The organism is Tatumella morbirosei, from assembly GCF_000757425.2.
In the GTDB taxonomy this organism is placed as follows: domain Bacteria; phylum Pseudomonadota; class Gammaproteobacteria; order Enterobacterales; family Enterobacteriaceae; genus Tatumella; species Tatumella morbirosei.
The window spans coordinates 1-26,475 of record NZ_JPKR02000004.1 but is presented as its reverse complement, the minus strand read 5'-3'; the positions used below and the strand labels follow the sequence as shown (position 1 = coordinate 26,475).

The window sequence follows — 26,475 nt, the reverse complement described above, 5'->3', positions numbered from 1 at the left end:
TTCTAACCGGCCAAAAAGTCCTGTTTCCGCCAGGGACACGGGGTTATCAAAGACAAAGAACAGAAAACAGGGAACAGAAGGACGAATGGAGCAGACAGTTGACGGAACAGTGGTTGATAGTGTTGCCGGGAATATCATAATCCAGCGGGGAGGCGATCGCTTCCCCGCACCCCGGGTTACGCCGCCGCTTCCGCTGTTTCCTCAGGAATAAAAGGCTCGCCCAGAGTCAGCATTAGCCGGTTCGCCCACGCGAAGAACGCCGCCGACTGCAGCAGGTCGGTGATTTCCAGGGTAGAAAGCGACAGTCCACGCAGGCGTTGCAGATGTGCAGTGGTCAGCTGTGGTGGCGTCACGGATAATGCGGCCACGGCCTCAATCTCTGCTTCCCAGCGTTCATTCTGACCTGCCGACAGCGGATCTCCCGGCTGCACCTGGAGCAGCAATGCCACATCATCCCGCTGCTTCGACAACTGTGTCGCTTTACGGGCATGTACCGAGGCGCAATAGATGCAGCCGTTCACCTTGCTGGTGACTGCCGCAGCCAGCTCACGTTCGGCACGGGCCAGACCGCCATTGGTGTAGAAAATACCTTTATCGGTCAGTGTACGTTGTTCCAGTACCGGCAGATTACGGCCCAGTAACCGGAAGTATTCGGAATCCTGATGCCCGAAGCGAATCAGTGTTTCCTGCTGCTCAGGGCTGAATTCAGCGAAAGGTTTCGCCGCCAGCCAGGATTCCCAGCCCAGGTTTTTCTGGGTAAAGGCGACCGGCGCCGGACGGTGTTGTCGGGTCTGTGGATGGGTATGCCAGCGCCCCGCAGCCACCGGCCCAGGCTCTGCCACGGCACCATCCTGAGGCGCCGTCAGCAATGAAAAACCATGAATTAAGCGGCTCTGGAAGCTGACAAAAGCAATCAGCTGCGCCAGGGTAATAATATCGTCAGTCTCCCAGCCCGCCTGCTGCAGCTTCTGTAAATCATCCGGGCTGGCCGCCACCGGTTCAAATGTCAGGCGGTGTGCGAAGGCCAGTGCAGCTTCCAGCCGGGCAGGGGTTTCAGCCGGGTGACTCAGTAGGGAGTAATGTTGTTGCAGGGCATCGGCATGGTGCCAGCCCGCGACACTGGCCGCGACCAGTGCACGCAGTGACAAAGGGAAGAGATCGCTGCCGGCGCCAAATAACGCCTGATAACTGCCCTGAGTATGCTCCGTGGCCGCGCTACGGATCTGCCGGCTTTCTGCCAGTTCTGAACCGGCGGGGATGGCTGATAACTTCTGAACCAGATCGTGAATTTCACTCATAAAGACCTCTCTGACAATGTCTTTGGCGCATGCTTGCGCAACACCGGGGCGATATAGCGGGACAGTAACTCCAGAGAACGGAGCACATCGGCATGTTCAGGTTCCACAGAATGCACCTGGAAGGAGATATCCGTGACCCGGGACAGGCAACTGTCCTGTAACAGGGAAGAGAGCACATCCGGCGGGTCGCCGATATGGGCATCAAACTGACCGATAAAATCGTCCAGAGTCTCGCCCCTTAACTGGTGGCCAGACTGACGATAAGCGGCGGCCTGGGCGGTCAGACCGGGCAATACCACTTTACGGGCGTACTGGCGGTCGGCCGCGACAAAAGCGGTCCGGGAAGCCAGTATCCGGGGGGCAACCCCGGACGGCAGCGCCGCCAGGTAAGCATCAATTATCGGGTTTTGCAGCGCATCCAGCGGCAATTCTGGCTGGCCTTCCGGCCTCGGCTGAGTGCGCGACAGCATCAGCCCGTGCCCCGCTTTACCGGCTTTTTCAGCCCCTGCCACCGAAAACGTGGCGATCCAGATTTTATCAGTAAGCCCGGAGGCCGCCGGATAAAGGTGATTCGCGGTATCCGCCAGGGCCTGCCCTTGCCATGCCTGTTGCAGGGTGCCCAGATGGTTGGCAAACACCTGCCCCCGCTGCTCAAAGCTCAGTCCGAAGGGTTCAAATGAGCTGGGGGTACCTCCGGAACCTAATCCCAACTCCAGGCGTCCGCCGGTCAGCAGATCCAGAACCGCGGCATCTTCAGCGACCCGAATCGCATTTTCCATCGGTAAAGTGATAATCGCGGTGCCTAAACGAATGTTGCGGGTCACCGCGCCGACATGGGCCAGAAACAACAACGGCGAAGGTAGGCCCCCTTCCTGTTCATGGAAATGGTGCTGGGCCACCCAGGCACTGTCAAAGCCGAGCGCCTCCGCATGGCGGATCTGCTCCGTCGCCAACCGGTAGCGTTCTGCGGCCGGGGCTTTATCCAGCAACCGCGTAAAGAATCCTATCCGTTTTTCGCTCATAGCACTGCCTCCACTGACGGGCTGAACGCCGGGATCGCGTTAATCAGTTGACGGGTATAATCGCTTTGCGGTGTGGCAAACAGTTGCGCCGTCTCGCCTTGTTCGATCAACCTGCCACCACGCAATACCGAGACATGGTGAGCAATACGCCGCACCACCTGTAAATCATGGGTAATAAACAGATAAGTCAGTGAAAGCTTTTGCTGCAACTCACTGAGTAACGCCAGTATCTGCGACTGCACAGTCACATCCAGTGCCGAAGTGGCTTCATCCAGGACCAGGATCTCCGGCCGCAGGATCAGTGCCCGGGCAATCGCCACCCTCTGCCGTTGTCCGCCGGATAATTGCTGCGGGCGTCGCGATAACAGAGCCGGGTCCAGTGCCACCTGGACAGTCACCTCCTCTACCCGCTGCTGGCGTTGCAAACGGGTCAGCGTGGTAAAATTCAGTAACGGTTCTTCGATAATAGCGAATAAGGTCTGGCGAGGATCCAAAGAGGAAAACGGATTCTGATAAACAAACTGAATTTTCTGCCGTAACTGCCGCCAGCCTTCACGTGACAGGCCGGAAGTCCTCTGACCGCTGATTTCGATATCGCCGCTATCCGCCTGTTCAAAACCCAGCAGAATTCGCGCCAGCGTAGTTTTACCTGACCCCGATTCGCCCACCAGGGCGTGAGTGGTCCCACGGGATACGGTCAGAGAAATATCCTGTAATGCCTGCATCTGCTGTTTACGGCTCAGAGAAAACTGCTTTGCCACCGAAGAGATGCGGATCACCGGTGAACTGTCAGCCACGGTGACCGGCAAGCTCCCGGCAGGCGCATAATTTTCCCGAACACTGGCCAGCAACTGCTGTGTATAACTATGCTGCGGATGGCGAATCACCTGTTCCGTCGCCCCCTGCTCCAGCAGGCGGCCTTCGCGAAACACCACCAGCCGGTCCGCATGTTCACTGGCCAGCGCCAGAGAGTGAGTGATAAACAGTACCGCAGTATTGTATTCATGCCGCAGCTCATCAATCAGGTTCATAATCAGCTTCTGCACGGTAACGTCCAGCGCACTGGTCGGCTCATCAGCAATAATCAGTGCCGGTTTCATGGCAATAGCGATGGCAATCAATACCCGCTGTTTCATACCGCCGGACAACTGGTGCGGATACTGGGAAATGCGTTGTTCCGGATGGCTCAGTCCGACACGCCGAAACAGTTCAGTCACCTGTTCGCGACGTTGGGTACGGGAGAGCCGGGGGCCCTTCAGCAGCAGTACTTCACCGACCTGATCCCCCAAGGTTTTTAGCGGATTCAGTGAGTTCCCCGGGTCCTGAGGGATCAGGGAAATCTGAGCACCACGCAGGCTGTCCAGCCGGCGGGATGACCACTGGCTGATATCTTCCCCGTTAAACAGGATCCGGCCACTGCTGCGACGGCCATTCTCCGGCAGTAGTCCCATCACCGCCTGAGCCGTGGTGGTTTTCCCGGAACCGGATTCCCCCACCACCGCCAGCATTTCGCCGGCATTCAGACTAAAGCTTACCTGATGCACTGTTTCGCGCCACTGGTCAGCGGAGTGATAAGCCAGCGTCAGCCCATCCAGCTGTAATACCGGCACGGCACGGGTTGTCATAGCGTATCTCCTGATAAAAAGTGGCTGATACGGTTAGCCGCCAACACCACGGCGATCACCACCGCTCCCGGGAACACCGACAGCCACCAGGCGGTCGCCAGATAGTTACGCCCTTCGGCGATCATCAACCCCCATTCAGGTACCGGTGGCGGGCTGCCAAACCCCAGGAAACTCAGGGTGGATAACGCCAGAATAGCCTGACCAAATTGCAGGGCAGAGAAAGCCAGTAATGTCGGCAGCGCATTCGGCAGCACATGGCGCAGAAACACGGCCGGAAAACGCCCGCCACTGCCAAACGCGGCTTCGATATAATCCTGACGGCGGATACGTAATACTTCCGCCCGTGCCAGCCGGGCAAAATTGGCGACCGAGGCACAACCTACCGCCAGTGCCGCATGAAACGTGCCCATGCCCAGCAGAATAATAATGCTCAGTGACAACAGCAGCGCCGGAATCGACAGCAGCACGTCCACCAGACGCATCACCAAATTTTCCACCGACAGACGACTGAAGGCTGCCAGCATTCCGGTGGCCGCCCCGACCACCAGCCCGACAAATACCGCGGCGACCGCGGCCGATAATGACCAGCGGGTACCATAAATAATCCGGCTGAACACATCACGGCCCAGCTGATCGGTACCCAGCCAGTGTCTGCCATCCGGGGGAGTCAGTTGTGTCCCGGCCACCCCGCTGTAAGGGTCGTAATGGGCGAACAAATATGGGAACAGGGCAGCCACCACCGCCAGTGCGATCACTGCCCATGCCAGCCACAGACCCGGTGTTATCCGCAGACGACGGGCCGCCCGTGGCTGATTTTTGCGTTGAATACGCAGGCTATCGATAGCAGTCATACTTTCCCCCGCGAGGCAAGGTTAAGGCGCGGATCCAGTAACGGGGTCAGCAGATCCGCCAGCAGATTAATCACAACGTAAGCCAGTGCTGAAATCACCACCACCGCCTGTAACACATTGTCATCCTGATTGTTAACTGCCTGCCAGGTCACCTGCCCCAACCCGTTCAGTCCAAATACTGTTTCGGTGACCAGCGCACCGGCGATCAGTTCCCCCAGCAACAGGCCGGCGACCGTCAGCAGTGGCAGGCTGGCATTACGCAGAACATGGCGGAACAGTACCCGTAACTGGCTGACGCCACGCGAACGGGCCGCGGAGACAAACGGCTGAGTCCGCACCTGATCAATACTGCGCATAAATATTTGCGCCAGGGGTGCCGCAATCGGCACCGCCAGCGTGATCACCGGCAGGATCATCCCGCCGACCGGCGAGGGATTGATCACCGACACCCAGTGCAGCCGGAATGAGAAGATCTGAATCAGAACGATCCCGAGCCAGAACACCGGCAGCGAGACCAGCAGCGAAGGCAGCGAATACAGGCTGTTACGCAGCCAGTGTAAGCCGGGCAGCCAGGCAATAATGGCGATTCCCGGGCCGATAATCAGTGCCAGAATAAAGCCCGGGATCACCAGTTTCAGCGTCTGTGGAAAATTGGTGGCCAGTACATCGGTGACCGGTACCCCGAGCTGTACCGAATAGCCCAGATTGCCGTGCAGTATGGCCGTCAGGGCAGAAAAATATTGCTGCCAGGCGGGGACTCCGTCACCGTACAGCTTACGCATCTGCGCAATCTGCTCAGCGTCCAGGCCCAGAGAAGGATCAAGGAATTTGATCATGATGGCGTCGCCAGGCAACAGTTGTAACAACACAAAGGAGAGTGTCCAGGCTGCCCACAACACCAGAATTCCCTGCAGCACCCGCTGCAGCACATAACGCCCCATGATCCCCCCTCCCGCTTATTTCTTATCTAACCAGGCATCGTAGAACGATGGCCGACCAACGGCTTCAAAACTCATCCCTTTCAGCCACTGCGCACCCGCGTAAACCTGGGGTTCTTCGAAAATCGGAATCACATACGCCTGCTCCAGCAGATAGCGCTGGGCATCGCCGGTCAGTTTCAGGCGTTGTGCGTTATCGGTTTCCTGAGAGATTTTCAGCAGCAGATCATTCAGCTTGTCATCACGGAAGCTTTTCACTTTATTGCTCAGACCGCCCTTTTGCAGCAGTAGATCACGGTTGGTCGGATAGAAGTCACTTTTGATCACATCCGGATCGGCCCTGCCCACTTCAGCCACCGCCAGAGGTGCTTTCAGGGGATCGAGATTATTCAAAGCGGAAGTCCCGGCATCCGCCGGACGAACATTGAGGTTCACTCCGATCTCACGCCACTGACGGGCAATCAGTTGCAGTACCTGCTGGTTTTGCGGCTGCGGCAGGGAGACATAGACGCTGAGTGATAACGGCACGCCATTTTTCTGACGGATTCCGTGACTGCCGGTGATCCAGCCCGCCTCGTCCAGTAATTTCTTCGCCTGTTGCGGATCATAAGTCAGCAGATTTTGCAGCGGCACATAGCCTAATGCGCTGGCGGCGATCACCGAGGTGGCTACCGGATAATTTGGTGAGAACAGGGTATCGACAATTTGCTGCCGGTTAGTCGCCAACAGCAATGCCTTACGTACGCGGACATCGGAAACCAGCGGATTATCTGGCCGGAAACTCAGGCTGTCGTTGACTCCACGGGTCGCTTCGGCATAAATCGTCAGGTGTTGTGCCGCCACCCTTTTTTCATCATAGGCCTGAATCTGGCGAATAAAATCCGCCTGGCCGGCCAGTAATGCCCCGATACGGACACCATCTTCAGGCGTCACGAGGAACTGAATGCCATCCAGATAAGCCCGCCCCTGGTGTGGATCATTCACCGGTCCCCAGTGGTAATCTTTACGCGCGACCAAATCCAGTTCATGACCGAGAGTTTCTGATTTCACGACAAACGGACCGGAACCAATAATATTCCGCGCATCGCCTAACTGGTCGAAACTTTTATTCAGGGTAGAGAGCGATACCAGCCCGGAACCAATGGTCGAGGTTCCCTGTAAGAAACCTGGTGAAGGCTGTTTAAAATAGAATTTAACCGTCAGCGGATCGATAACTTCGCTGTGGTCATAATTATTAATCACTTCAGAGACCGGGAAATGTTTTTCTTTATTTCCCAGTCCGTAAGTATCGAAGTTTTTAGCCACCGCGGCAGCATCCAGTGGTGTGCCGTCAGAGAAGGTCACCCCCGGGCGCAGTTTAAACGTCCATTCTGTCTTTTGCGGATTACTGCTCCAGCTTTGGGCAATCCAGGGTTCAATCGCCAGCGTTTTGGGGTTTTGCCAGGTGAGCTTATCGGTTATCTGATTCAGGATGCCCCCGTTCGGATAAAACCCACCGGCTGGCGGATAGAGATTAGTATGCGCCTGCTGTTCCAGATAAATTAATGTGCCCCCCTGATGAGGCTGCGTGGCAGCCCATGCCGGCAGTGCGGCCACCATCAGTGAGACCAGTAAATGTTTTTTAAACCCTGCTAAACGCCACCCTTTCATCCACTGCCTCTTTCAATAATAAAAATCCGCCCGGATTTCATAATAAGAGCCGTGGAATTGAGAGTTGAAATAACAAAAATGGCAAAGCTTGGATGAAAAAAAACTAACCGCCCTCATGAGGGCAAAAACCAGGGAATTATTGCTGTTTTATGTCACTGTGTGGTGGAATTTACTCAACTGCCGACCTGGTCTGCTGTTCTGAGAGAAAATAATTGCGTATATACCGTTCCGGAATATCTGAAAAGTTTTAATTATTTACCCCGTCAGGCAAGTTTTTTTATTTTACTGGGGTAACTCTTTCAGAAAAGTGAATGACATGAACTTCCAGCAGCTAAGAATTATCAGGGAGGCATCCCGGTGCCAGTTTAATCTCACCGAGGTCGCCAAAACCTTATATACCTCGCAGTCAGGGATCAGCCGGCACATCCGTGAACTGGAAGAAGAACTGGGGGTAGAACTGTTTATCCGTCATGGGAAGCGGATGCTGGGCCTGACCGGGCCTGGCAAAGAGATGCTGACCATTGCACGCCGCATTCTCGATGATGCCGGAAAAGCACGGCGCTTAGGCGAACTGTTCACTGGTCAGCAGGATGGCGTGCTGACTATTGCCACTACCCACACTCAGGCCTGTTATTCACTGCCGGATAAGATCAAACTGTTTCGCGAACTTTACCCGAATATCCGGCTGGTGCTGAATCAGGGGACCCCGGAAGAGATTCGCGCGATGGTCAGTGCCGGAACGGCTGACCTGGGTATCGCTTCTGAAGTGCTGTCTAACAGCGAATCATTACGCGCGTTTCCCTGGTTTAAGTGGAATCATAAAGTGCTGGTGCCCCGTCAGCATCCGCTGGCTGATCTGACCGATGTTACCCTGGAGCATCTGGCGGCATGGCCGTTAATTACCTATCGCAGCGGGATGACCGGACGTTCGGCTATCGACCAGGCCTTTGAAAGTGCCTCACTGAAAACCGATATTGTCCTGAGTGCTCAGGATTCAGATGTGGTTAAGACCTACGTCAAACTGGGAATGGGCATCGGCATTCTGGCGGAAACCGCTGTCACAGAAGAAGATGAAGGGGTCAGTGCCCTGGATGTGCGCCATCTGTTCTCTGCCAGTACCGTCTGGCTGGCAGTCAAACGGGGCCAGTTACAGCGTGACTATCTGTGGCAATTTATGATGCTGTGTAATCCGAATTTGTCGGTCGACGAGCTGAAAGCCAATGCGCAAAACAGCTCCGCAGCCAGTGAAGTCGCGTATAATTTCGAAATCTGAGGGCGGCCGCTACGGCGGCCCTCTTCCCTCAAGACTTAGTCTGTCGTGTCGGCAGGGAAACGCACCCCGGTCTGGCGGCGGATCTCCGTCAGTAACCGTGAAGTGATCAGACTGACCTGCAATGCAGGGTGATCAACGACCCGGTCAGCCACCAGCCGGGCGAACAGTTCGGCCTCATAACGCATGGTATTGTCATGCTGCGGCACACTCAACGCCTGAGGCTTTTCCCCGCGCGGATGCAGAGTTACCCCGTCGCAGGTCGACAGTTTATCGATAACCAGTGCCCCCTGCTCACCCTGGATTTCGCTGCCCAGCACCGAATCGCTGACTTTGGAATGCAGAATGGTGACATCAAAGTCTCCGTAATTCAGGACTACCGCACCGTGCGCATCCACCCCACTGTCCAGCAGGCAGGCCTCTGCAATCACACTCTGCGGCTCCCCCCATAACGCCACCGCACTGGCCAGCGGGTAAAAACCGATATCCATCACCGACCCGTTAGAGAAGGCCGGATTAAAGGTATTCGGATTCTCTCCGGCCAGATAGAGCCCGTAACGTGATGAGTACTGGCAATAATGCAACAGCGCCTTACGCAGGGTTCCCAGTGCCGGCAGAGTTTCGCGGATCACCCGAAAATTAGGCAGCGTGGCGGTTTTAAACGCTTCAAACAGCACCACCTGATGTTGTCTGGCGCAGGCTATCATCTGCTCTGCTTCGCCAACGTGAGAGGCAAAGGGTTTCTCGCAGATCACATGCTTCCCATGCTGCATAAACAGACAGCTCTGCTGACAATGCAGTGAATTCGGGCTGGCAATATAGACAGCATCGACCAGCGGGCTTTCCGCCAGGAGTTGCAGGTCGGTAAACAATGCCGGTTTACCATATTTTTCGGCAAACGACGCCGCCTGTTCCTTGCTACGGGAGTAAACGGCAGCCAGCTGATACAACCCGCTGTCCAGTGCCGCGCTGACAAAGCTGTCAGTGATCCAGTTGGTTCCAACTACGGCTAAACGTAACATCACTTATTCTCCTGCCATCATCGGTAAAGGTTTCACAGCATAGCGGTAATCACCCGCTAAGTCGCCGGGTTCCCGGCTCACCACGCACTGTCCGCGGCAGTGATCACAGAATTGTCATCTGCGACTGTCATGCTGACCCTGATGATTCGATATTCAGCCACCACGAGGTTTCATGATGACATCAACTTACGCGGTACAAATTGAAGATATCCTGGCGTCAGGCCAGCGCTACCTGTCCGACGATATTCAAAGCCCGGAACGTCGGGCAGCACGTGACTACGAAGAGTATGATGATCAGGGCAGTGCTCCCGAACTCTGCTTTGATGAGTAACTGACAGCCGCCGGCGGTACCCCAAGGCAGCGTACCGCCCTCACCGGCTGCGCCGGTACACCCATAAACAGGCCAGCAGAGTGAACAGCACCACCAGCGCCACCAGATGGAAAAAACCATGATGGTCACTGGCCAGCGGAATCCCCCCGACATTCATCCCAAATAACCCGGCAACGATATTAATCGGCAGCGCCAGCACCGTAATAATCGTCAATAAATAGAGTGTGCGGTTATTCTGTTCCATCAGTTGCGCCCCGGCTTCCTCCTGAAGCAGGCGAATCCTCTCCATCAGGTTACCCAGATCATTCAGCCCGACGCTAAATTCTTCACTGAATTCACGCAACTCACGGGTCTGTTGGTCGGCCAGCCATTCCGGCGGACGGTTAAGTAAGCGAAACAGTGCCGCCGGTTCCGGGGCCAGCAGGCTCTGAACCCGCAACAGGCTGCGGCGTATTTTGCTGAGGATAGTCCGGTTATGCCGCATCGCGCTGTTAAACAGCCGTTCCTCTATCTGGTAGACATCATAGCTGGCGCGACGAATGATCGACTCCAGGCAGTTTTCCTGAATCTCCAGCAGCCAGAACAGCATCTCCTCGGCACGGCTAAAGCCCAGGCCCGGCAATGTGGCCACCATTTTTTCGATCATGCTCACCGGTTTGTAACGGGCAGTGATAAGAATTCCCCGGCGGCACCAGGTCCAGAGGGTAGCATTATCGATCTGGCTGCCCTGATGCTCCAGCCGTACATCGTTCAATACCGTAAACAGTGCATCGCCCTGCAAGGCAATTCGGGTACGTGAGGAGGTCGCATTAATTTCATCGAGAAAATCATCATCCGGTAAAAAATGCTGACGCAGCCAGCGCCCGGCGGCGGCGTGATTAAGATTAATATGCAGCCAGATAAATCCCTGATCGGTAGGCGGTTGCTGTGCCAGTGTGACCAGCGCTTCTGCCGTCTGGCGCTCTGGTGCGGCACCGGCAGAAAAATAATAGCCATACATCAGCCCGGAAACTTCTTCCGAAAAATCGGTCGGGCGGGGAAAAGGGCCTGGCAGCATGGTGAAATCTCAGTGGTTCAGGGAAATTTACCACGATCATAGGAGTGAAATATGTCAGTCATATTAACACCACAAAAAGCGCTGTTTTTCCCGGGGAGTCCGGATTTACCCACGCCTTCATCTGGCTGTCATAAAGTGCCGCTATTTATACAGCGGTCATCACCTGCGATGAATACACAGTGAGATTATTATGAGCCAAAATAGCCTTCCGCTGGGAACCGGGGATGTCACCTCGCCGGTTGAGCAGCATCGCCAGGGCAAGCGCCCGGCAATTATTGTCGGGATACTGGCACTTGCCGGCCTGGTGTTTGCCGGCCTTAACGTTTTTCAGGATGTCTCTCTGTCCGGAGACCATTTCACCAATTACCTCTCATTTACCTTACTTGGGCTGGCGCTGATCATCGCGCTGGGATTTGAATTTGTGAACGGATTTCACGATACCGCCAACGCGGTAGCCACCGTCATTTACACCCGTTCCATGACGCCGAATATCGCGGTGGTCTGGTCAGGCTTCTGTAACTTCTGCGGCGTATTGCTGTCCAGCGGCATGGTAGCCTTTGGGATTATTTCTCTGCTGCCGGTGGATTTGATCCTGCAGGCCAGCTCAGGTCACGGTTTTGCCATGATCTTTGCCCTGTTGTTCTCTGCCATTATCTGGAACCTCGGTACCTGGTATTTTGGTCTGCCATCGTCATCATCCCACACCATGATCGGTTCGATCATCGGTGTTGGCGTCGCTTACGCCATTCAGGCCGGACAGAACGGGCTGAGCGGTGTCAACTGGGGCCAGGTGACCAGCGTCTTTTCAGCATTACTGCTGTCACCGATACTTGGCTTTGTCCTGTCGGCTATTCTGTTGCGGGTGATGAAAAGCACCATACGTGATCGTCAGCTGTATCAGGCGCCGAAAGCCGATTCCCGACCGCCATTATGGATCCGCAGCCTGCTGATCCTCACCTGCTCGGGTGTCTCTTTTGCCCACGGTTCTAACGACGGGCAGAAAGGAATGGGGCTGATCATGTTGATCCTGGTAGGCACCATGCCGATCGCCTACTCGCTGAACCGCTCTATGCCGGATAGCGAAGTACCACGGGTTGCGGCGCTGGCGGAAGTCACCGGTCAGCAGCTACTGCGACTGCAACAGGTTCCGCCGGAAACGACCGACCAGGCCCGGACAAGGTTACAGGAATTTATCCGTCAGCCTTCCGCCGATGCCGGAACCTTACCGGCACTGGGTGTGGTACTGAGTGATATCAGCCAGCAGCTTCAGCATTACGGCGCGATGGATAAGATTCCGGCACATCTGGTCCCAAACATCCGTAATGATATGTACCTGGCATCGGAGGCCATCGGCAGCATGAAATCCACCAGTCTGGTGGTGCCTGCTGACACCCAGCCTAACCTGAAAGCCATGAAAGCCGAACTGGATCGTTCCACCCGCTTTATCCCTATGTGGGTGAAGATTGTGGTCGCCCTGGCATTGGGCTTAGGCACCATGGTGGGCTGGAAACGTATCGTGGTGACGGTGGGTGAGAGAATTGGTAAAACCCATCTTACCTATGCTCAGGGTGCCAGTGCCGAACTGGTCGCCATGGCCACTATTGGCGCAGCCGATGTGTTTGGTTTGCCGGTATCCACCACCCACGTTTTATCTTCCGGGGTTGCCGGAACCATGGCAGCCAGCGGGGGCGGACTGCAAAAATCGACACTGCGCAATATGATCATGGCCTGGATTCTGACCCTGCCGGTCTCCATCCTGCTGTCCGCTTTACTGTTTACACTGTTCTCACATTTCTGATCAGGACACGATTATGTCTCTACATGATAACCATGGCTCAACGCCTGAGTTTAATGCCCGGCTACTGCAGGAGTTTTATGACAGCTACGACGAAGAGCTGGAAATGGAACTTGATGATCTGCGGCTGGATAAACAAACCCCTGATACAGTAGATGAAAAAAACTGGCGTCGTCGCTACTTCCGTGAATTGCTGCACCTGCAGGGCGAGCTGGTTAAATTACAGGACTGGGTGACCCGTACCGGTTACCGCGTGGTGATTATATTTGAAGGCCGGGATGCTGCAGGTAAAGGCGGGGTGATTAAACGTATCGCCCAGCGCCTGAACCCACGTACCTGCCGTGTGGCGGCACTCCCGGCACCCAGCGATCGTGAAAAGACCCAGTGGTATTTTCAGCGTTATATTTCGCATCTGCCAGCCGCCGGAGAGATGGTGCTGTTTGACCGTAGCTGGTATAACCGTGCCGGTGTGGAACGGGTGATGGGCTTCTGTAGCCCGCAGGAACTGGAAGAGTTTTACCGCAGTGTTCCAGAATTTGAAAAAATGCTGGTGCGTAGCGGCATTAAAATCATTAAATACTGGTTTTCGATTACCGATGAAGAGCAGGAACTGCGCTTCCTGAGCCGTATCCATGACCCACTGAAACAGTGGAAGCTCAGCCCGATGGACCTGGAAAGCCGCCGCTTGTGGGAAAACTATACCGAAGCCAAGGAAGATATGCTGGGACGTACCCATTTCCCGGAAGCCCCCTGGTGGATAGTGCAGGGCGTTGATAAAAAACGTGCAAGGCTCAACTGCATCAGTCACCTGCTGTCGCAGATCCCGTATGAAACTCAGGAACATCCGTTAGTGATCCTGCCGAAACGTGAGCATAAGAAAGATTACATCAGAAGCCCGGTACCACAGCATATGATTGTGCCGGATAAATACTGACCGGCTAACTGCAACACTCACAGGCGCCCTGACCGGCGCCTGTTTTTTTAGGGCAGCAACATCACCTGGGGTCGCCGGTGAGGAGTATCGGTATTCACACTGAGCTCTGCTTTATACCAGCGTTGCAACAGTTCACTTTCCAGCACCTGTTGTGGTGTTCCTTCCGCCACCAGACTCCCCTGATGCAGTAATAACAACCGGTCAGCCCACAATGATGCCTGATTAAGATCATGCAGCACGCTGCACACCATCAGCTTGCCCTGACGGGTGAGCCGGTGTAGCAGTCTGAGAATATGCTGCTGATGATAGAGATCCAGTGCGGAAGTGGGCTCATCCAGAAACAGGCACCCCTGCGGTTCGCCGTCGCGCCAGAGTTGCGCCAGGACGCGCGCCAACTGAACCCGCTGCTGCTCTCCGCCGGAGAGTTGCAGGTAACTGCGGTCGAGCAGTTCATCACAGCCGGTCAGCCCGGCCACCTCACTGACTATTTCATCCTGATGATGGCGGCTCCAGGCGGCCCTGCCCAGGCTTATCACCTGACGGGCGGTTAGCGAAAAGGTCAGAGAACTTTGCTGGCGCATCACGGCCCTTTGCCGGGCCAGTTGTTGTCCGTCCCATTCACTGAGTGCTTTCCCCTGTAGACGGCATTCCCCGCAGTCAGGAGGAATAAAACCGCTGAGCACCCGCATCAGGGTCGATTTCCCGGCACCGTTCGGTCCTATCAGAGCCACCATTTCTCCGGCCGACAGTCGCAGAGAAATTCCGCTCAGTAACTGGCGCTGTCCACGTTGCAGACCGATCGTAATCGCTTCAAGTTCAGACATCATCATTCCCCTGCTGACGGCGGATGATCAGCCAGAAAAACCACGGGGCGCCAATCAGACTGGTCAGTAATCCGACCGGCATTTCCGCGGGAGAGACCAGGGTGCGACCCAGGGTATCCGCCACTAACAGTAAAATGGCTCCACTCAGCGCAGAGGCAGGTAATACTCTGCGATGATCACTGCCAAAGCACATCCGCATCAGATGCGGGATCACCAGCCCGATAAAACCAATCACTCCACTGACCGAGACCGCGGTGCCTACCAACAGAGCATTCAGCACCAGTAACTGACGTTGGGTTCGCTGGACATTCACTCCCATATAATGGGCATCTTCTTCCCCCAATTGCAGCAGATTGAGCCGGTTGGCGAACCACAGCGTCAGTACCGCAGACGGCAGAATCAGTAACGCACACACCGCCAGTGCTGGCCATTGCGCCTGTGCCAGGCTACCCATTCCCCATAGGGACAACTGCCGCAACTGCTGATCATTGCTTACCCACGAAAGTACGCCGACGATAGCCCCGCAAACGGCATTGATTGCGACACCAAACAATAATAACCGTGACAGATGACCACGGGTAAACTGGCTGAGTTTGAAGATGAGAGCAGTGACCAGCAGACTGCCGGTAAACGCAGCAATCATTGGCAGCCACAACAAAATGGCCGGAGGTAAGGCCAGCGGAATAACAATCGCGATGGCAACCGCCAACCCTGCCCCGCTGCTGATGCCAAGCAAGCCGGGGTCGGCCAGTGGATTGCGAAACAACCCCTGCATCACCGTTCCGGAGACTGCCAGCGCCAGCCCGACCAGCGCCGCCAGTAACACCCGCGGCAGGCGGATATCCAGCCAGATCCTGCGGCCCAGGCTGTCGGGGTCTTGTTGCCAGAGAGAAATCAGCGACAACCTGATAGCGCCGGTCTGGCTGGCGACCAGCAATGTCGCCAGCAGCACCAGCGCCATCACGATTAACCAGCCTCGTGTCTGACGGCTATTCAGCATGGATTTTTTCTGCAGCCTGACGCAGCTGCAAAATTGCCTTCGGTGTGTCTAAACCAAAGCCCAGTAACGCCATCTGATCGATGTACAATAACCGGTGATGCTTACCCGCAGGGGTCATGGCTAAACCTGGCAGTTTCCAGAATTTGTCCGGCCCACCCAGTGCCTGAACACCGCTGCGATCGACCAGCACTAAATCCGGAGCCGCAGCAATCACCCCTTCGGCAGACAGTGTCTGGTAATGGGGCACATTGCCCATCACATTGGTCAGTCCGGCACTGCGGATAGCCACATCCGCCGCTGTCTGATTCCCGGCAACCATCGTTGTCATGCCGCTGTTCGCCATGATATACAGCACCTTCACCGGCAGACGGGTCGACGGAATCGCGGCTATCTGCTGGCTTATCTGGCGTAATAGCGGCTGTGCCGCTGCCGTTTCATTCAGAGCGGTGGCAATGGTGGTAACCTTCTGTGAAATGGCAGATAACGAGTTTTCACCGGTCACTTCCACCACCTTCACGCCAACGCCGGAAAGCTGGGTCAGTACCTGAGAAGGTTTTGCCTGCTCATTGGTCAGCACCAGGGTGGGTTTCAGCGCCAGAATCCCTTCGGTATTTAACTGGCGCATATAACCGACATCCGGCAATTGAGTGGCCTGAGCCGGGCGGAAACTGGTACTGTCGCGCCCGACCAACTGGTCACCGGCACCGAGAGCATAGACAATTTCCGTGACATCACCACCAATCGACACTACCCGTTGGGCAGCAAATACCGGTAACGCCAGCAAACAAAGCATCAGGCCAAATATTCTCATGCAGGTACGCCTCCGGCTAAAGATTCAATCTGCTCACGCCACTGCGTCTGTTCCGGATGACCTTCGCTGCGTTGTCCGTACAGCTGGGCAATCTGGGTGCCATCGGCGGCAAACAGTTCCAGACTGGTGACATGACCGTCGGCCGTAGGCTTGCGGGTAATCCAGCTTTCAGCAATCTGCTGGTCCTGCAGGTGCAGGGTAAAGTTCGGATTAAAGATATTCAGCCAGCCTTTCATCGGGGTCACTTTTTCGACGGCACCGGTGAAAATCTGGGTACAGCCACGGTTACCGACGAAAATCATAATCTCGTTGCCTGCTTCATGGGCCAGGGTCAGCAAACGTTCCAGGGTTTGCGGGGCGACTTTCTGCGCTAAATCATCACTCACTGCCGCAAAGGCCTGCGGACGACTGATATTGTGACGATTGAGCAACTGGAAAAACTGATGCACATCGGTCATCGCACGCCATTCCTGCTCGATTTTCTGTCCATCAGCATGCTGAGCAAATTCCGGAGCAGCCACGGGATTCAGCGCTAATCCTGCGGGTTCTGCCAGTACAAACTGAGTAATCAGCTGTTGCCATGCCTGAAGATCGGTATTGTCGGTGGCATAAATTTTCAGTACCGCATTGCCCTGATCATCAAATATTTGGATGCTTTTTCGCTCACCCCGGGCGCTTTGTTCCTGCAGATAAAAGGCGCTGTGCCATTTTGACAGAAAGAAACGCAGATCCAGATGGCGCGGGTTAAGCACCAGTCCGGCATGCGGGCCAATATGCAGATTATCGTAGGTTCCGATCTGTTCATGGACAGCATATTCGTTACGGGTAATATTTTTGGTCTCACCCACCGCTTTCAGCGCTTCCAGCAATGCCGGAAACTCAGCACGCATCTGCTGTGCGTCGTCTGCCGTTCTGGCCAGTAACAGTTCTGCTTCAGTAATGCCCATCAGTGCCGCCAGATCACGGGCGTAAGTGCCAGGATGCTGTGCTTTTAATTCCAGATACTGCTGATAATGTGTGCTCATAAATTCTCCTGCGTCCTCATTTCCCTGAGAGCCCTGCCTGACTGGCAGGGCAGATTTTCAATGATCAGAAATCGACATTCAGTCCGACCTGATAAGTACGACCCGGCATGTAAGCTAATGAAACATCGTTGCGATCCTGCGCTGTGGAGGTTTCCAGATCACGGCTGCTGAGGTAGTCGATATATTTACGGTTGGTAATGTTATACACCCCACCGCTCAGTTTGACATTCTTCGTCACACGCCAGTAAGCCGTGGCATCCACTAAACCATAACCCGGAATACGCTTATACGGACTTTCTTCAGAGGTTACCGTACTGGTCGTAGTATCACGGGTCGTTTCCTGCGCCTGTTTCCCTTTCACAAAGGTTGCAGTGACTGCGGTGCCCCACAGACCGGTTGGGTCATCCCAGGCCACGCCGACCACAGCTTTCATTGGCGCTACGCTGTCCAGTGCGGTATAGCTGTCACCGGCAAGTGAAGACTTAGACTCACCTTTGGCGTAACCCCAGGCCAGGGTAGCACTCAGACCTTCCGCCTGGCGAATCCAGTGACCGATACTGAATTTGGTACTGATTTCACCCCCGTAGATAAAGGCCTTATCACGGTTTTCTGCCTGGTAGATGGTATAGATGTTCGACGGCACGTTAGTGAACATCGCAGGTGAACCGCTACGGGTATAACGGGTATAGGCAATAAAGTTTTTATACTGGTTATAGAACACAGAACTGCTCAGGGTAATCCCCGGAGTGACTTCACCGTTCAGACCCCATTCAAAGTTATTACTGGTCTCGGTTTTCAGCGCCGGGTTACCTATCAGTGCATATTGCTGACTACCTGCGTAGCTGGAACCCAGATTCCAGGAACCATACAACTGGCTGGCCTCAGCGAATTCCGCCCCGCGGCTGTACTGCAGATAGGTCAGCAGTCCAGGGGTCAGATTATACTGGAATCGCAGAGATGGCAGTACTTTGGTATCGCTGGTCCCTGTACCATACAGGGTTTCAACCTCGTCTGTGGTCAGAACAGAACTGCCGGCCGCCAGGGTTTCGAGATCTTTTGGCTTGGTTTTTTCATAAGCCACACGCACTCCCGGGACAATCGCAAAATTGTGCCCCTGCAGATCGAAGTTGATTTTATCCTGAACAAAGCCACCCAGTTTGGTGGTGGTACTGTTGGCCTGCGGCTGCATCACTGAGTAGTAGACCAGCGGAGCCGGGTCCTGATCGAACGGACGCTTGGTGTTCCCCAGGTCCGCATTCAGGCCACCGCTCAGTTCATGACGGCCTACGGTCTTACGCAGCTCGGTGGTGAAACCAATATTATTGGTATCGTAGTCGGAATAAGTCCGGCCAATCACGCCGGTATCGTAAGGCGCTAACGTATTATCGCGCGCCTGAGTTTTCTGCCAGTAGAGATTAGTGGTCAGAGAGTCAATCCAGTCATTTTCCGGGGTATAGAAATCCTGAAGGTTGCCGGATAAACGCCGGGTCTCACTGGACTGATGGCTGGTACCAATAATCGCACTCCCCCCCGAATCCCAGGTATCGAAATGCGTATGATTGGTTTTATCGTAGTAACTGAAGGTTCCGGTCAGCTTATGTTCATCGTTAGGCTGCCAGATAATACTGCCCAGAAAAGCGTTGGAATGCCAGTTAGCCGGATAGGCAGACACTGTCCCACTGTTATTACGCGTCTGTTGGCCATCACGATGGCTGTAGACGAAAATACCGCGCAGTTCTTCGTCCCCTGCCGCCGCAGTAATCCCATTATGCCAGCTCCGGTTTGAAGAATCGTAATCTGACTGGTAGCCAAAGTAGCTGGTTTTCCCCGGGTGCAGATATTCATCGGGTGATTTAGTTTTGAAGGAAACCGCACCGCCGATCGAGGTATTAGGTTGTGATACCGCGGTGGCACCGGCATCGATATTCATCAGACCAAACAGGTACGGGTCGATATAGTCACGACCGATACCGAAGGTATTAACCCCGGTACGGCCTACATAGCCACGGCTGGTGGCTGAAGGGATTTCCACACCATCGACATCAATACCGACACGGTTACTTTCCAGACCACGAATGTTGTATCCGGTATAGCCACTACGGTCAAAGCCACTTTTGCCGTTACCTGAACCGCCGCTGGCGCCGGTAGCGCTGATCAGTGTCTGGTAACGCATCAGGGAACCAAAATCCGTGACCCCCAGTTTCTGCATTTCTGCCGCCGTCACTGTTTTACGGTTACTGGCATTCACATGAGGGGCGGTAGCTCTGACGGTGATTTGCTGATCGGAATCGCTGTCGGCTGTGGTAGTGCTGGTGGTTGCTGCGAAGGAACAGGCCGCGTGAACAGAAATTGCCACCGCAGTCGCCTTGAATAAGGCGGGTTTAATCTTACCCTGAGTCAGAAATTTATACATAGTAGTCAGTATCCAGGCATGCCAAAAAAGCCGTTTGCCACAGGTAAACGCAAACGAAGGTTTTTATAATGACGGGTGTTGTGGGGTGATCTCCACCCACAAACAGGAATGGTAATCTATATCATTGTGATAATGATTATCAATACCAAACATTGAAACATACAGAACTTTTACAGTTAATGACTGTCGGTATGGAAAATTTGTGCTAATGCAGTAGTGGAAATGCTCACCAGAGCAGTCAGGGCAAGGTCTGCAGAGCTATAAGGCTATCAACATCCACCGGGAAATTTACAAAAAATGGGTAACACGGCAAGGAGCCTTTAGCCTAATGCCTGCCGAAAAACCGGTCTGTAGGTAGTTAACTCAGGCTGGTAATGCCCTGAGCGGAGGATAAATAACCACGTTGAGTCACATAAAGAAGATGCAGGGTGATAATTTGTCGCAAAAATTGTGGCAATAATCGTTACCCCGCCCTCAGAAATGTTAAAAAGATATTTTTAAATATCTGATCAGATAAAACCGTTAATAAACCTGCTGTTCACCCTGAAAGATAACAGATCCGTTTAGCTTACAGAGTATGAATCCCCCTTAACCCTGACAGAAATCATTCTGAAAGAGATCACCCTGCTATTTTAAAAAACCATCAAAAGTCCACTCACATCTTAAAACCAAAGTTTCCCGGAGAGAAATATAAAATAAAAATATCCTTATAAAACATTATAATGATCATTTTTCAGCCTGCTATATAAAACAGGACACTCCAGTTTACCCAAGGGTAATGGAGCTTAACTGACTGACGAATAATTACGGGGATAATATTAAAAGTATCTTCTGGATTCTCGGCCGGAAGTTTATTTAACGTCATTTCGGGAAAGATCTCAAAACGTCTTACTCTTCCGGTAAGTGATAAAAAAATTTAACAATAGCTGATGAGGAGCAATGACACACACTGCCGGTTATCAGTGACTGAATGGCAGCTAAAAAAACGTCAGAATACAAAATGCGGCAAACCTCTTCAGCAACCTGAGCCAGGCAGGATTGGTATCTCCTTTCCCTGCGGTGACTGACAGAAACCACTGTTTTATGCTGAGACCGAACAATGGCTGTCCCCCTCACCCGTTCACCTCTTCTGTCTCCTGACAGTGCAGTGTGCTTCACAGAGATAACATGAACCCGGGTGGCCTGAAGAGCCAAAAAAGCCGTTCGATGAAAATTCCTGCCTTCACTGGCAGGCCATTCAGCACCCACTTTCTGCAGTGATTCATTTGGCTCCGGGATCTCAGAACGTTCAGGCGCCCGGACACACACGCAACGTTTTCAGTCAGCTTTCATCCTGATAACGAAATTTAGTTCCAAAATTTAGATAATTTACCGATCATTTACCTGAGGGTACCGGTTCACTATGGAATAAATAATTGGCTTTTTTTATCCATGTTATTTTAAGAATCCACACACCAAACAAAAAACTCTTTCATTAATCTATCGGTAAAACCGTAATAATATCGGACAACGATAGCTTTTGCCTTATTGACTCACAAAGAAAACGATTACTTTTTAAAAAATTAAATAAAAAATAATAATAAAAACATAAACATCTATTTTACCGCTTCCTGAACACCCTTCAGTTATTACGGATAACAGTCATGAACTTTCTGTTTTTTAAAAAAAATGACACCCGTTTTGTCCATAGCCATTTTGTTTACAAAGTACTGGCCCTTAATTATTCTTAACAAATTAAAAACCTTTTCATTACAAATGTTCCACCCGACGAAACAAAATAATAAAACACAATTTATTCAATAATTTACACACAGCAATTCTCTATCCGGAATGGAGTAAACCTATGATTATCGTTGACGAAAAAAACCGGGAATGTGCGGAGAAGTTCTCTGACTTCGATTATCAATACAAAGATCAGGTCACTTTTAAAACAAGAAAGATGACTGCCAGTCTGGTTTCATTATCCCTTACGGCTGCAGTGCCCTTCTCGGCCATGGCCGTCACCCTGCCATCGTCAGTGTTAGTGGCAGATCAGACAGAATATGGTGCTGCAGCATATCTTCTCAATGGTTCCGATCAGACAGCGACGCTCAATAGCGGAACGATAAATACAAAAACTGTCGGTGTCGCCACCATTAACGGTGGAGCCGCGACTATCACTGGTTCAACCATCAATGTCTCCAACACCGAAAAAGCCTCTTATAGTCTCAGTGATTCTCAGTTTCCTTCAGATTATCCACAATCTGATTTTTACTGGCGTTATCGTCCGTTTGGTTACAGTAATACTGCCGATTATAGTGCCGGAATTATCGCGACCCCTTCTTTATCAGGTGATTTACAGGATGGTGTATCAGCATTTACCTTTACCGCCTACCGCCAGTTAGGATTTGCTGCCGCCGTTTTTGCTGCTGACGGTTCTACTCAAAATGTCAGTGACAGTATACTGAATGCCTACTCAGAAAATGGTATCGCGCTGGGAGTGGTCGCAGATAAGGTAGATTACAGTTCCGGCGCAGGCGGAGGGACGGTAAATCTTTCAGGCAATAACGTTATTAACGTTAACAGTGACGGCACTGAAACCGGTGATGCTGACGGTTCCGAAACGTTCACTGCTGTGGCTTTAAAAACCAATGCTAAATGGAATATCCCAGCCGGTGGTTATGGAACCATCAATGTCGCCGACAAACTGGTTGCTAATACTAATGGTGCGGTTGCTGTATCCCGTGGCGGCTATATCAATTTCACTAATGCCACAGTAACCAGCGAAAGTAACACTCAGCCGCTCTACTTTCAAACCATAGGTGGTGGTGTCATTACTTTTAACGGCACCACCCTGGGTAATAACCAATGGGAATTTGTTGGCGGAGGCATCGGGGGAGCTTCTGGTTCTTTGTTCGATTTAAGTAACCTGACAACAGGCTCACTGACAGTCGGTAATCTGACCGGGGTTAGTCCTTCCGGAGTATTGGGTGGTGCTCTGTACGACGACGATGGTAATGCTACAGGTAAATACGCTGCCGGCGATGCCTCCATCAATCTGGGTGCTAATAATCTGTTGGTTGGTGGGGCTAATCAGGATGGCGCATGGTCTGGCATTATCGAAGGCACCGGCGGCTCACTGACCAAAACAGGTACCGGCAGGTTAACGCTTTCCGGCACCAATACCTATGACAGCGGTACCGAAGTCGATGACGGTACCCTGGTCCGTGGTTCAGAAAATGCGATCCTGACCGATACCACACTGACGGTAAACGGCGGGCAACTGGATTTAGGTGACTGGGACTTTACGACCTCTCAGTTATCCGGCACTGGCGGTTCGGTGAATCTTAATGCGCAGAATCTGACTGTCGACCAGGCTGCCGACACTTCTTATGCCGGTGCTCTTACCGGCACGGGTTCACTGACGAAACAAGGCTCAGGCGCACTGGCGTTATCCGGTAACAGCAGCTATTCCGGTGGCACCACCCTGTCAGCAGGTGAAATTGATGTTGGCAGCAGCACGGCACTGGGTAGTGGTGACCTGACGATGGCCGCAGACACCACCTTAGGCTTCTCTGCTACTGATGTGAATCTGGCGAACAATATCCTGTTATCAGATACAGGTACGACTATTGATACCGGCAGCAATACCGGAACTCTGAGCGGTGTCATTTCTGGTGATCAGGAGCTGACTAAAAATGGCAGCGGCACCCTGATCCTGAGTGGTGACAATACCTATAGCGGCGGAACTGCACTTAACACCGGCGAAATTGCCGTAGGTCACAGCAACGCGCTGGGTAGCGGTGAGCTGACCATGGCAGCCGATACGATATTAGGCTTTATCAGCGACAAGCTGACACTGGCGAATAATGTGCTGTTGAACGGAAATGGCACTGCAATTGATACCCACGGCAATACCGGTACGCTGAATGGTATTGTTTCCGGGAACACCGCTCTCAATAAAACCGGCGACGGGACCCTGGTTCTCAACGGTATAAATACCTATACCGGTGGTACTAATCTGGAAGCGGGTGAAATTGATATCAGCAACAGTGCTTCGCTGAGCAGCGGTGACCTGACAATGGCCGATGATACCACCCTCGGCTTTACTACTGACAATCTGGATTTAGCCAATAATATTACCCTAAATGGACTGAATTCGGCGATTGCGACCGGGAACTACAGTGAAACGCTGTCCGGGGTAATTTCCGGGGTCGGTCAAATCAGTAAAACCGGAAGCGGTACCCTGACCCTGACCGGAAATAATACCTACTCCGGCGGCACCACCCTGAACGGTGGTGAGATTGCCATTGGCAACAGCAACGCACTGAGTACCGGCGACCTGACGATGGCAGATGCCACCACCCTCGGCTTTACCACCGGCGATCTAAATCTGGCAAACAATGTCACCCTTTCGGGTGGCACTGCCACTGTCGATACTGGCAGTAATCATCAAAGCCTGAGTGGGGTTATTTCAGGAGCAGGTGAATTAGCCAAAGACGGTAGCGGTACCCTGACCCTGACCGGCGATAACACTTACACCGGCGGCACCCGCCTGTCTGCCGGTGAGATTGATGTTAACAACAACAACGCTCTGGGCACCGGCACGCTGACCATGGCGGCCGATACGGTACTGGGCTTTGTCAGCGATAAACTGGCACTGGCCAATGATTTGCTGTTGTCTGCCGGCACTTCGACGGTGGCTACCGGCAGCAATAGCGAAACGCTGAATGGCACCGTTTCTGGTGACGGTAAACTTGCGAAAACCGGCAACGGTACTCTGACTCTGACCGGCGACAATACGTATACCGGCGGCACCGACCTTACCGAAGGTAAACTTGACGTTGGCAACAACCATGCCCTGGGCAGTGGTTCTCTGGCAATGGCCGATGATACGACCTTAGGCTTTGCAGCTGATGGTCTGACACTGGCCAACAGTGTGGATCTGTCCGGCACTCACACCACCATTAATACCAACAGCAATTCCGGAACTCTGAGCGGCGTGATTTCCGGCAATACGCTGACCAAAACCGGCAACGGCACCCTGACTCTGAGCGGTGATAATACCTATACCGGAGGAACCACCCTGTCAGCCGGTGAAATTGATGTTGCCAACAGCCATGCGCTGGGCAGCGGAACATTGTCAATGGCCGATAATACCACCCTTGGTTTTGCGGCAGCAGATCTGACTCTGGCGAACGATATCGTGCTGGGTGGTGCGAACTCGGCTATCCAGACCGGTGACTACAACGAAACATTATCCGGCGATATTTCCGGTGCCGGACTTATCGATAAGAATGGTACAGGAACGCTGACCCTGACCGGTAATAACACCTACACCGGTGGAACTAAAATTTCCGTCGGTGAAATCGATATTGGTAGCAGCGATGCACTGAGCACCGGTCCGCTGACTATGGCGGATGGCACCACCCTTGGCTTTATCGCCGGGGATCTGGATCTGGCGAATAATGTGACCCTGTCTGGAGGTACAGCAACTATCAGCACCGGCAGCTTTAATGACACCCTGAGCGGTGTGATTTCCGGTGACGGAGCATTAGCGAAAACCGGTAGCGGCACCCTCAGCCTGACCGGTGACAACACTTACAGCGGCGGCACTGACCTGAATGCCGGTGAAATTGATATTAACAATAGTAATGCACTGGGCACCGGCACGCTGACCATGGCCGACAACACCACCCTCGGCTTTACCACGGGTGATCTGACACTGGCTAACAATATCGTGCTGGGCGGCCTGAACTCATCTATCGCTACCGGTGATTACAACGAAACTCTGTCCGGTGATATTTCCGGTGCCGGACAGATAGCCAAAACCGGCAACGGTATCCTGACCCTGAATGGTGACAACAGCTACAGTGGTGGTACTACTCTGTCGGGCGGTGAAATCGATGTCGGCAACAGCAATGCGCTGGGTTCTGGTTCGCTTGCCATGGCTGATGGCACCATGCTGGGCTTTAGTGCCGGAGATCTGAACCTGGCGAATGCGCTGTCTCTGAGTGGCACCGGCACCATTGCTACCGGCAGTCACAGCGAAACACTGAGTGGCGTGATTTCCGGCGACGGCGGGCTTTCGAAAACCGGTAGCGGTACCCTAACCCTGAGCGGCGACAATACCTACAGCGGCGGTACTTCACTGACTGAAGGTGAAATTGACGCCGGCAGCAATACCGCACTGGGCAGCAGTACTCTGACCATGGCGGCCAATACTGTGCTGGGCTTTATTACCGATAACCTGACTCTGGCTAATAATGTGCTACTGTCCGGTGACTCTGCTACCGTCAATACCGGCAGCCACAGCGAAACCCTCTCCGGCGTCATCTCCGGTGACGGCGAACTGGCGAAAGCCGGTACCGGCACCCTGACACTGGCCGGTGAAAATACCTATACCGGCGGTACTGACCTGACAGCCGGTGAAATTGATGTAGCCAACAACAATGCCCTGAGCAGTGGAACACTTTCGATGGCTGACGGCACCTCGCTGGGCTTTACCACGGGTGACCTGAATCTGGCAAATGCTGTGGCTCTGACAGGCACCGGCACTGTCGCCACCGGTAGCCACAACGAGACGCTGAGCGGAGTGGTTTCCGGCGACGGTACTCTGGCGAAAACCGG

Annotated in this window: 18 protein-coding genes; 5 read left to right on the top strand and 13 right to left on the bottom strand. The window is 53.5% G+C overall.

The window, feature by feature from the left end:
- Positions 1–176 precede the first annotated feature (176 nt).
- The 6 genes from HA49_RS11430 to HA49_RS11405 are packed head-to-tail and all read right to left on the bottom strand — an operon-like array spanning position 177 to position 7,333.
- Entirely contained in the window at positions 177–1,298 is a 1,122-nt protein-coding gene (locus tag HA49_RS11430) for an alkylhydroperoxidase domain protein (RefSeq protein WP_038017461.1), read from the bottom strand.
- Entirely contained in the window at positions 1,295–2,320 is a 1,026-nt protein-coding gene (locus HA49_RS11425) for a putative FMN-dependent luciferase-like monooxygenase (protein WP_046791799.1), read from the bottom strand. Before HA49_RS11425 ends, HA49_RS11430 begins: the two co-directional genes overlap by 4 nt.
- Entirely contained in the window at positions 2,317–3,930 is a 1,614-nt protein-coding gene (locus tag HA49_RS11420; protein WP_038019219.1) for a dipeptide ABC transporter ATP-binding protein, read from the bottom strand. Before HA49_RS11420 ends, HA49_RS11425 begins: the two co-directional genes overlap by 4 nt.
- An 11-nt stretch (positions 3,931–3,941) precedes the next feature.
- The gene (locus HA49_RS11415) at positions 3,942–4,796 is read right to left on the bottom strand and encodes an ABC transporter permease (RefSeq protein ID WP_038017460.1); all 855 of its coding nucleotides are present in this window, start codon (positions 4,794–4,796) and stop codon (positions 3,942–3,944) included.
- Entirely contained in the window at positions 4,793–5,737 is a 945-nt protein-coding gene (locus HA49_RS11410; RefSeq protein WP_038017459.1) for an ABC transporter permease, read from the bottom strand. The genes HA49_RS11415 and HA49_RS11410 overlap by 4 nt, the downstream gene beginning before the upstream one ends.
- Positions 5,738–5,752: 15 nt before the next feature.
- A complete protein-coding gene (locus HA49_RS11405) occupies positions 5,753–7,333 on the bottom strand; it encodes a TIGR04028 family ABC transporter substrate-binding protein (RefSeq protein ID WP_156994676.1) in 1,581 nt (526 codons plus the stop codon).
- A 367-nt stretch (positions 7,334–7,700) separates the two neighbouring features.
- Here HA49_RS11405 and cbl point away from each other — a divergent pair, with 367 nt between their 5' ends.
- On the top strand, positions 7,701–8,657 hold the full coding sequence (cbl, locus tag HA49_RS11400) for an HTH-type transcriptional regulator Cbl (RefSeq protein ID WP_038019213.1): 957 nt from the start codon (positions 7,701–7,703) through the stop codon (positions 8,655–8,657).
- Between the two features lie 35 nt (positions 8,658–8,692).
- Here cbl and HA49_RS11395 read toward each other — a convergent pair whose 3' ends face one another.
- Positions 8,693–9,676 carry a Gfo/Idh/MocA family protein gene (locus HA49_RS11395; RefSeq protein WP_038017458.1) on the bottom strand — a complete coding sequence of 328 codons (984 nt, stop codon included), beginning with the start codon at positions 9,674–9,676 and terminating at the stop codon, positions 8,693–8,695.
- 172 nt (positions 9,677–9,848) lie between these two features.
- Here HA49_RS11395 and HA49_RS21450 point away from each other — a divergent pair, with 172 nt between their 5' ends.
- Entirely contained in the window at positions 9,849–10,007 is a 159-nt protein-coding gene (locus HA49_RS21450; RefSeq protein WP_156994633.1) for a hypothetical protein, read from the top strand.
- A 40-nt stretch (positions 10,008–10,047) separates the two neighbouring features.
- Here HA49_RS21450 and HA49_RS11390 read toward each other — a convergent pair whose 3' ends face one another.
- Complete coding sequence (locus HA49_RS11390) at positions 10,048–11,064, bottom strand: CorA family divalent cation transporter (RefSeq protein WP_038017457.1); 1,017 nt, start codon at positions 11,062–11,064, stop codon at positions 10,048–10,050.
- Between the two features lie 190 nt (positions 11,065–11,254).
- Here HA49_RS11390 and HA49_RS11385 point away from each other — a divergent pair, with 190 nt between their 5' ends.
- Together HA49_RS11385 and ppk2 are read left to right on the top strand one after the other, a co-directional pair.
- Positions 11,255–12,862 carry an inorganic phosphate transporter gene (locus tag HA49_RS11385; RefSeq protein ID WP_038017456.1) on the top strand — a complete coding sequence of 536 codons (1,608 nt, stop codon included), beginning with the start codon at positions 11,255–11,257 and terminating at the stop codon, positions 12,860–12,862.
- A gap of 13 nt (positions 12,863–12,875) precedes the next feature.
- A complete protein-coding gene (gene ppk2 / locus HA49_RS11380) occupies positions 12,876–13,793 on the top strand; it encodes a polyphosphate kinase 2 (protein ID WP_038017453.1) in 918 nt (305 codons plus the stop codon).
- 47 nt (positions 13,794–13,840) lie between these two features.
- Here the strand turns inward: ppk2 and HA49_RS11375 are convergent, their stop codons facing one another.
- The 5 genes from HA49_RS11375 to HA49_RS11355 form a co-directional block, all read right to left on the bottom strand.
- Entirely contained in the window at positions 13,841–14,620 is a 780-nt protein-coding gene (locus HA49_RS11375) for a heme ABC transporter ATP-binding protein (RefSeq protein ID WP_038017449.1), read from the bottom strand.
- The gene (locus HA49_RS11370) at positions 14,610–15,617 is read right to left on the bottom strand and encodes a FecCD family ABC transporter permease (RefSeq protein WP_211259067.1); all 1,008 of its coding nucleotides are present in this window, start codon (positions 15,615–15,617) and stop codon (positions 14,610–14,612) included. Before HA49_RS11370 ends, HA49_RS11375 begins: the two co-directional genes overlap by 11 nt.
- Complete coding sequence (locus HA49_RS11365) at positions 15,607–16,428, bottom strand: heme/hemin ABC transporter substrate-binding protein (RefSeq protein ID WP_038017446.1); 822 nt, start codon at positions 16,426–16,428, stop codon at positions 15,607–15,609. Before HA49_RS11365 ends, HA49_RS11370 begins: the two co-directional genes overlap by 11 nt.
- Entirely contained in the window at positions 16,425–17,453 is a 1,029-nt protein-coding gene (locus HA49_RS11360; protein ID WP_038017442.1) for a hemin-degrading factor, read from the bottom strand. The genes HA49_RS11365 and HA49_RS11360 overlap by 4 nt, the downstream gene beginning before the upstream one ends.
- A 64-nt stretch (positions 17,454–17,517) precedes the next feature.
- Positions 17,518–19,866 (bottom strand): TonB-dependent receptor domain-containing protein, encoded by a 2,349-nt coding sequence (locus HA49_RS11355; RefSeq protein ID WP_038017440.1) that lies wholly within the window; start codon positions 19,864–19,866, stop codon positions 17,518–17,520.
- A gap of 1,843 nt (positions 19,867–21,709) precedes the next feature.
- Here HA49_RS11355 and HA49_RS21445 point away from each other — a divergent pair.
- The coding region (locus HA49_RS21445) for a beta strand repeat-containing protein (RefSeq protein ID WP_211259066.1) at positions 21,710–26,475 on the top strand (4,766 nt) is incomplete at its 3' end.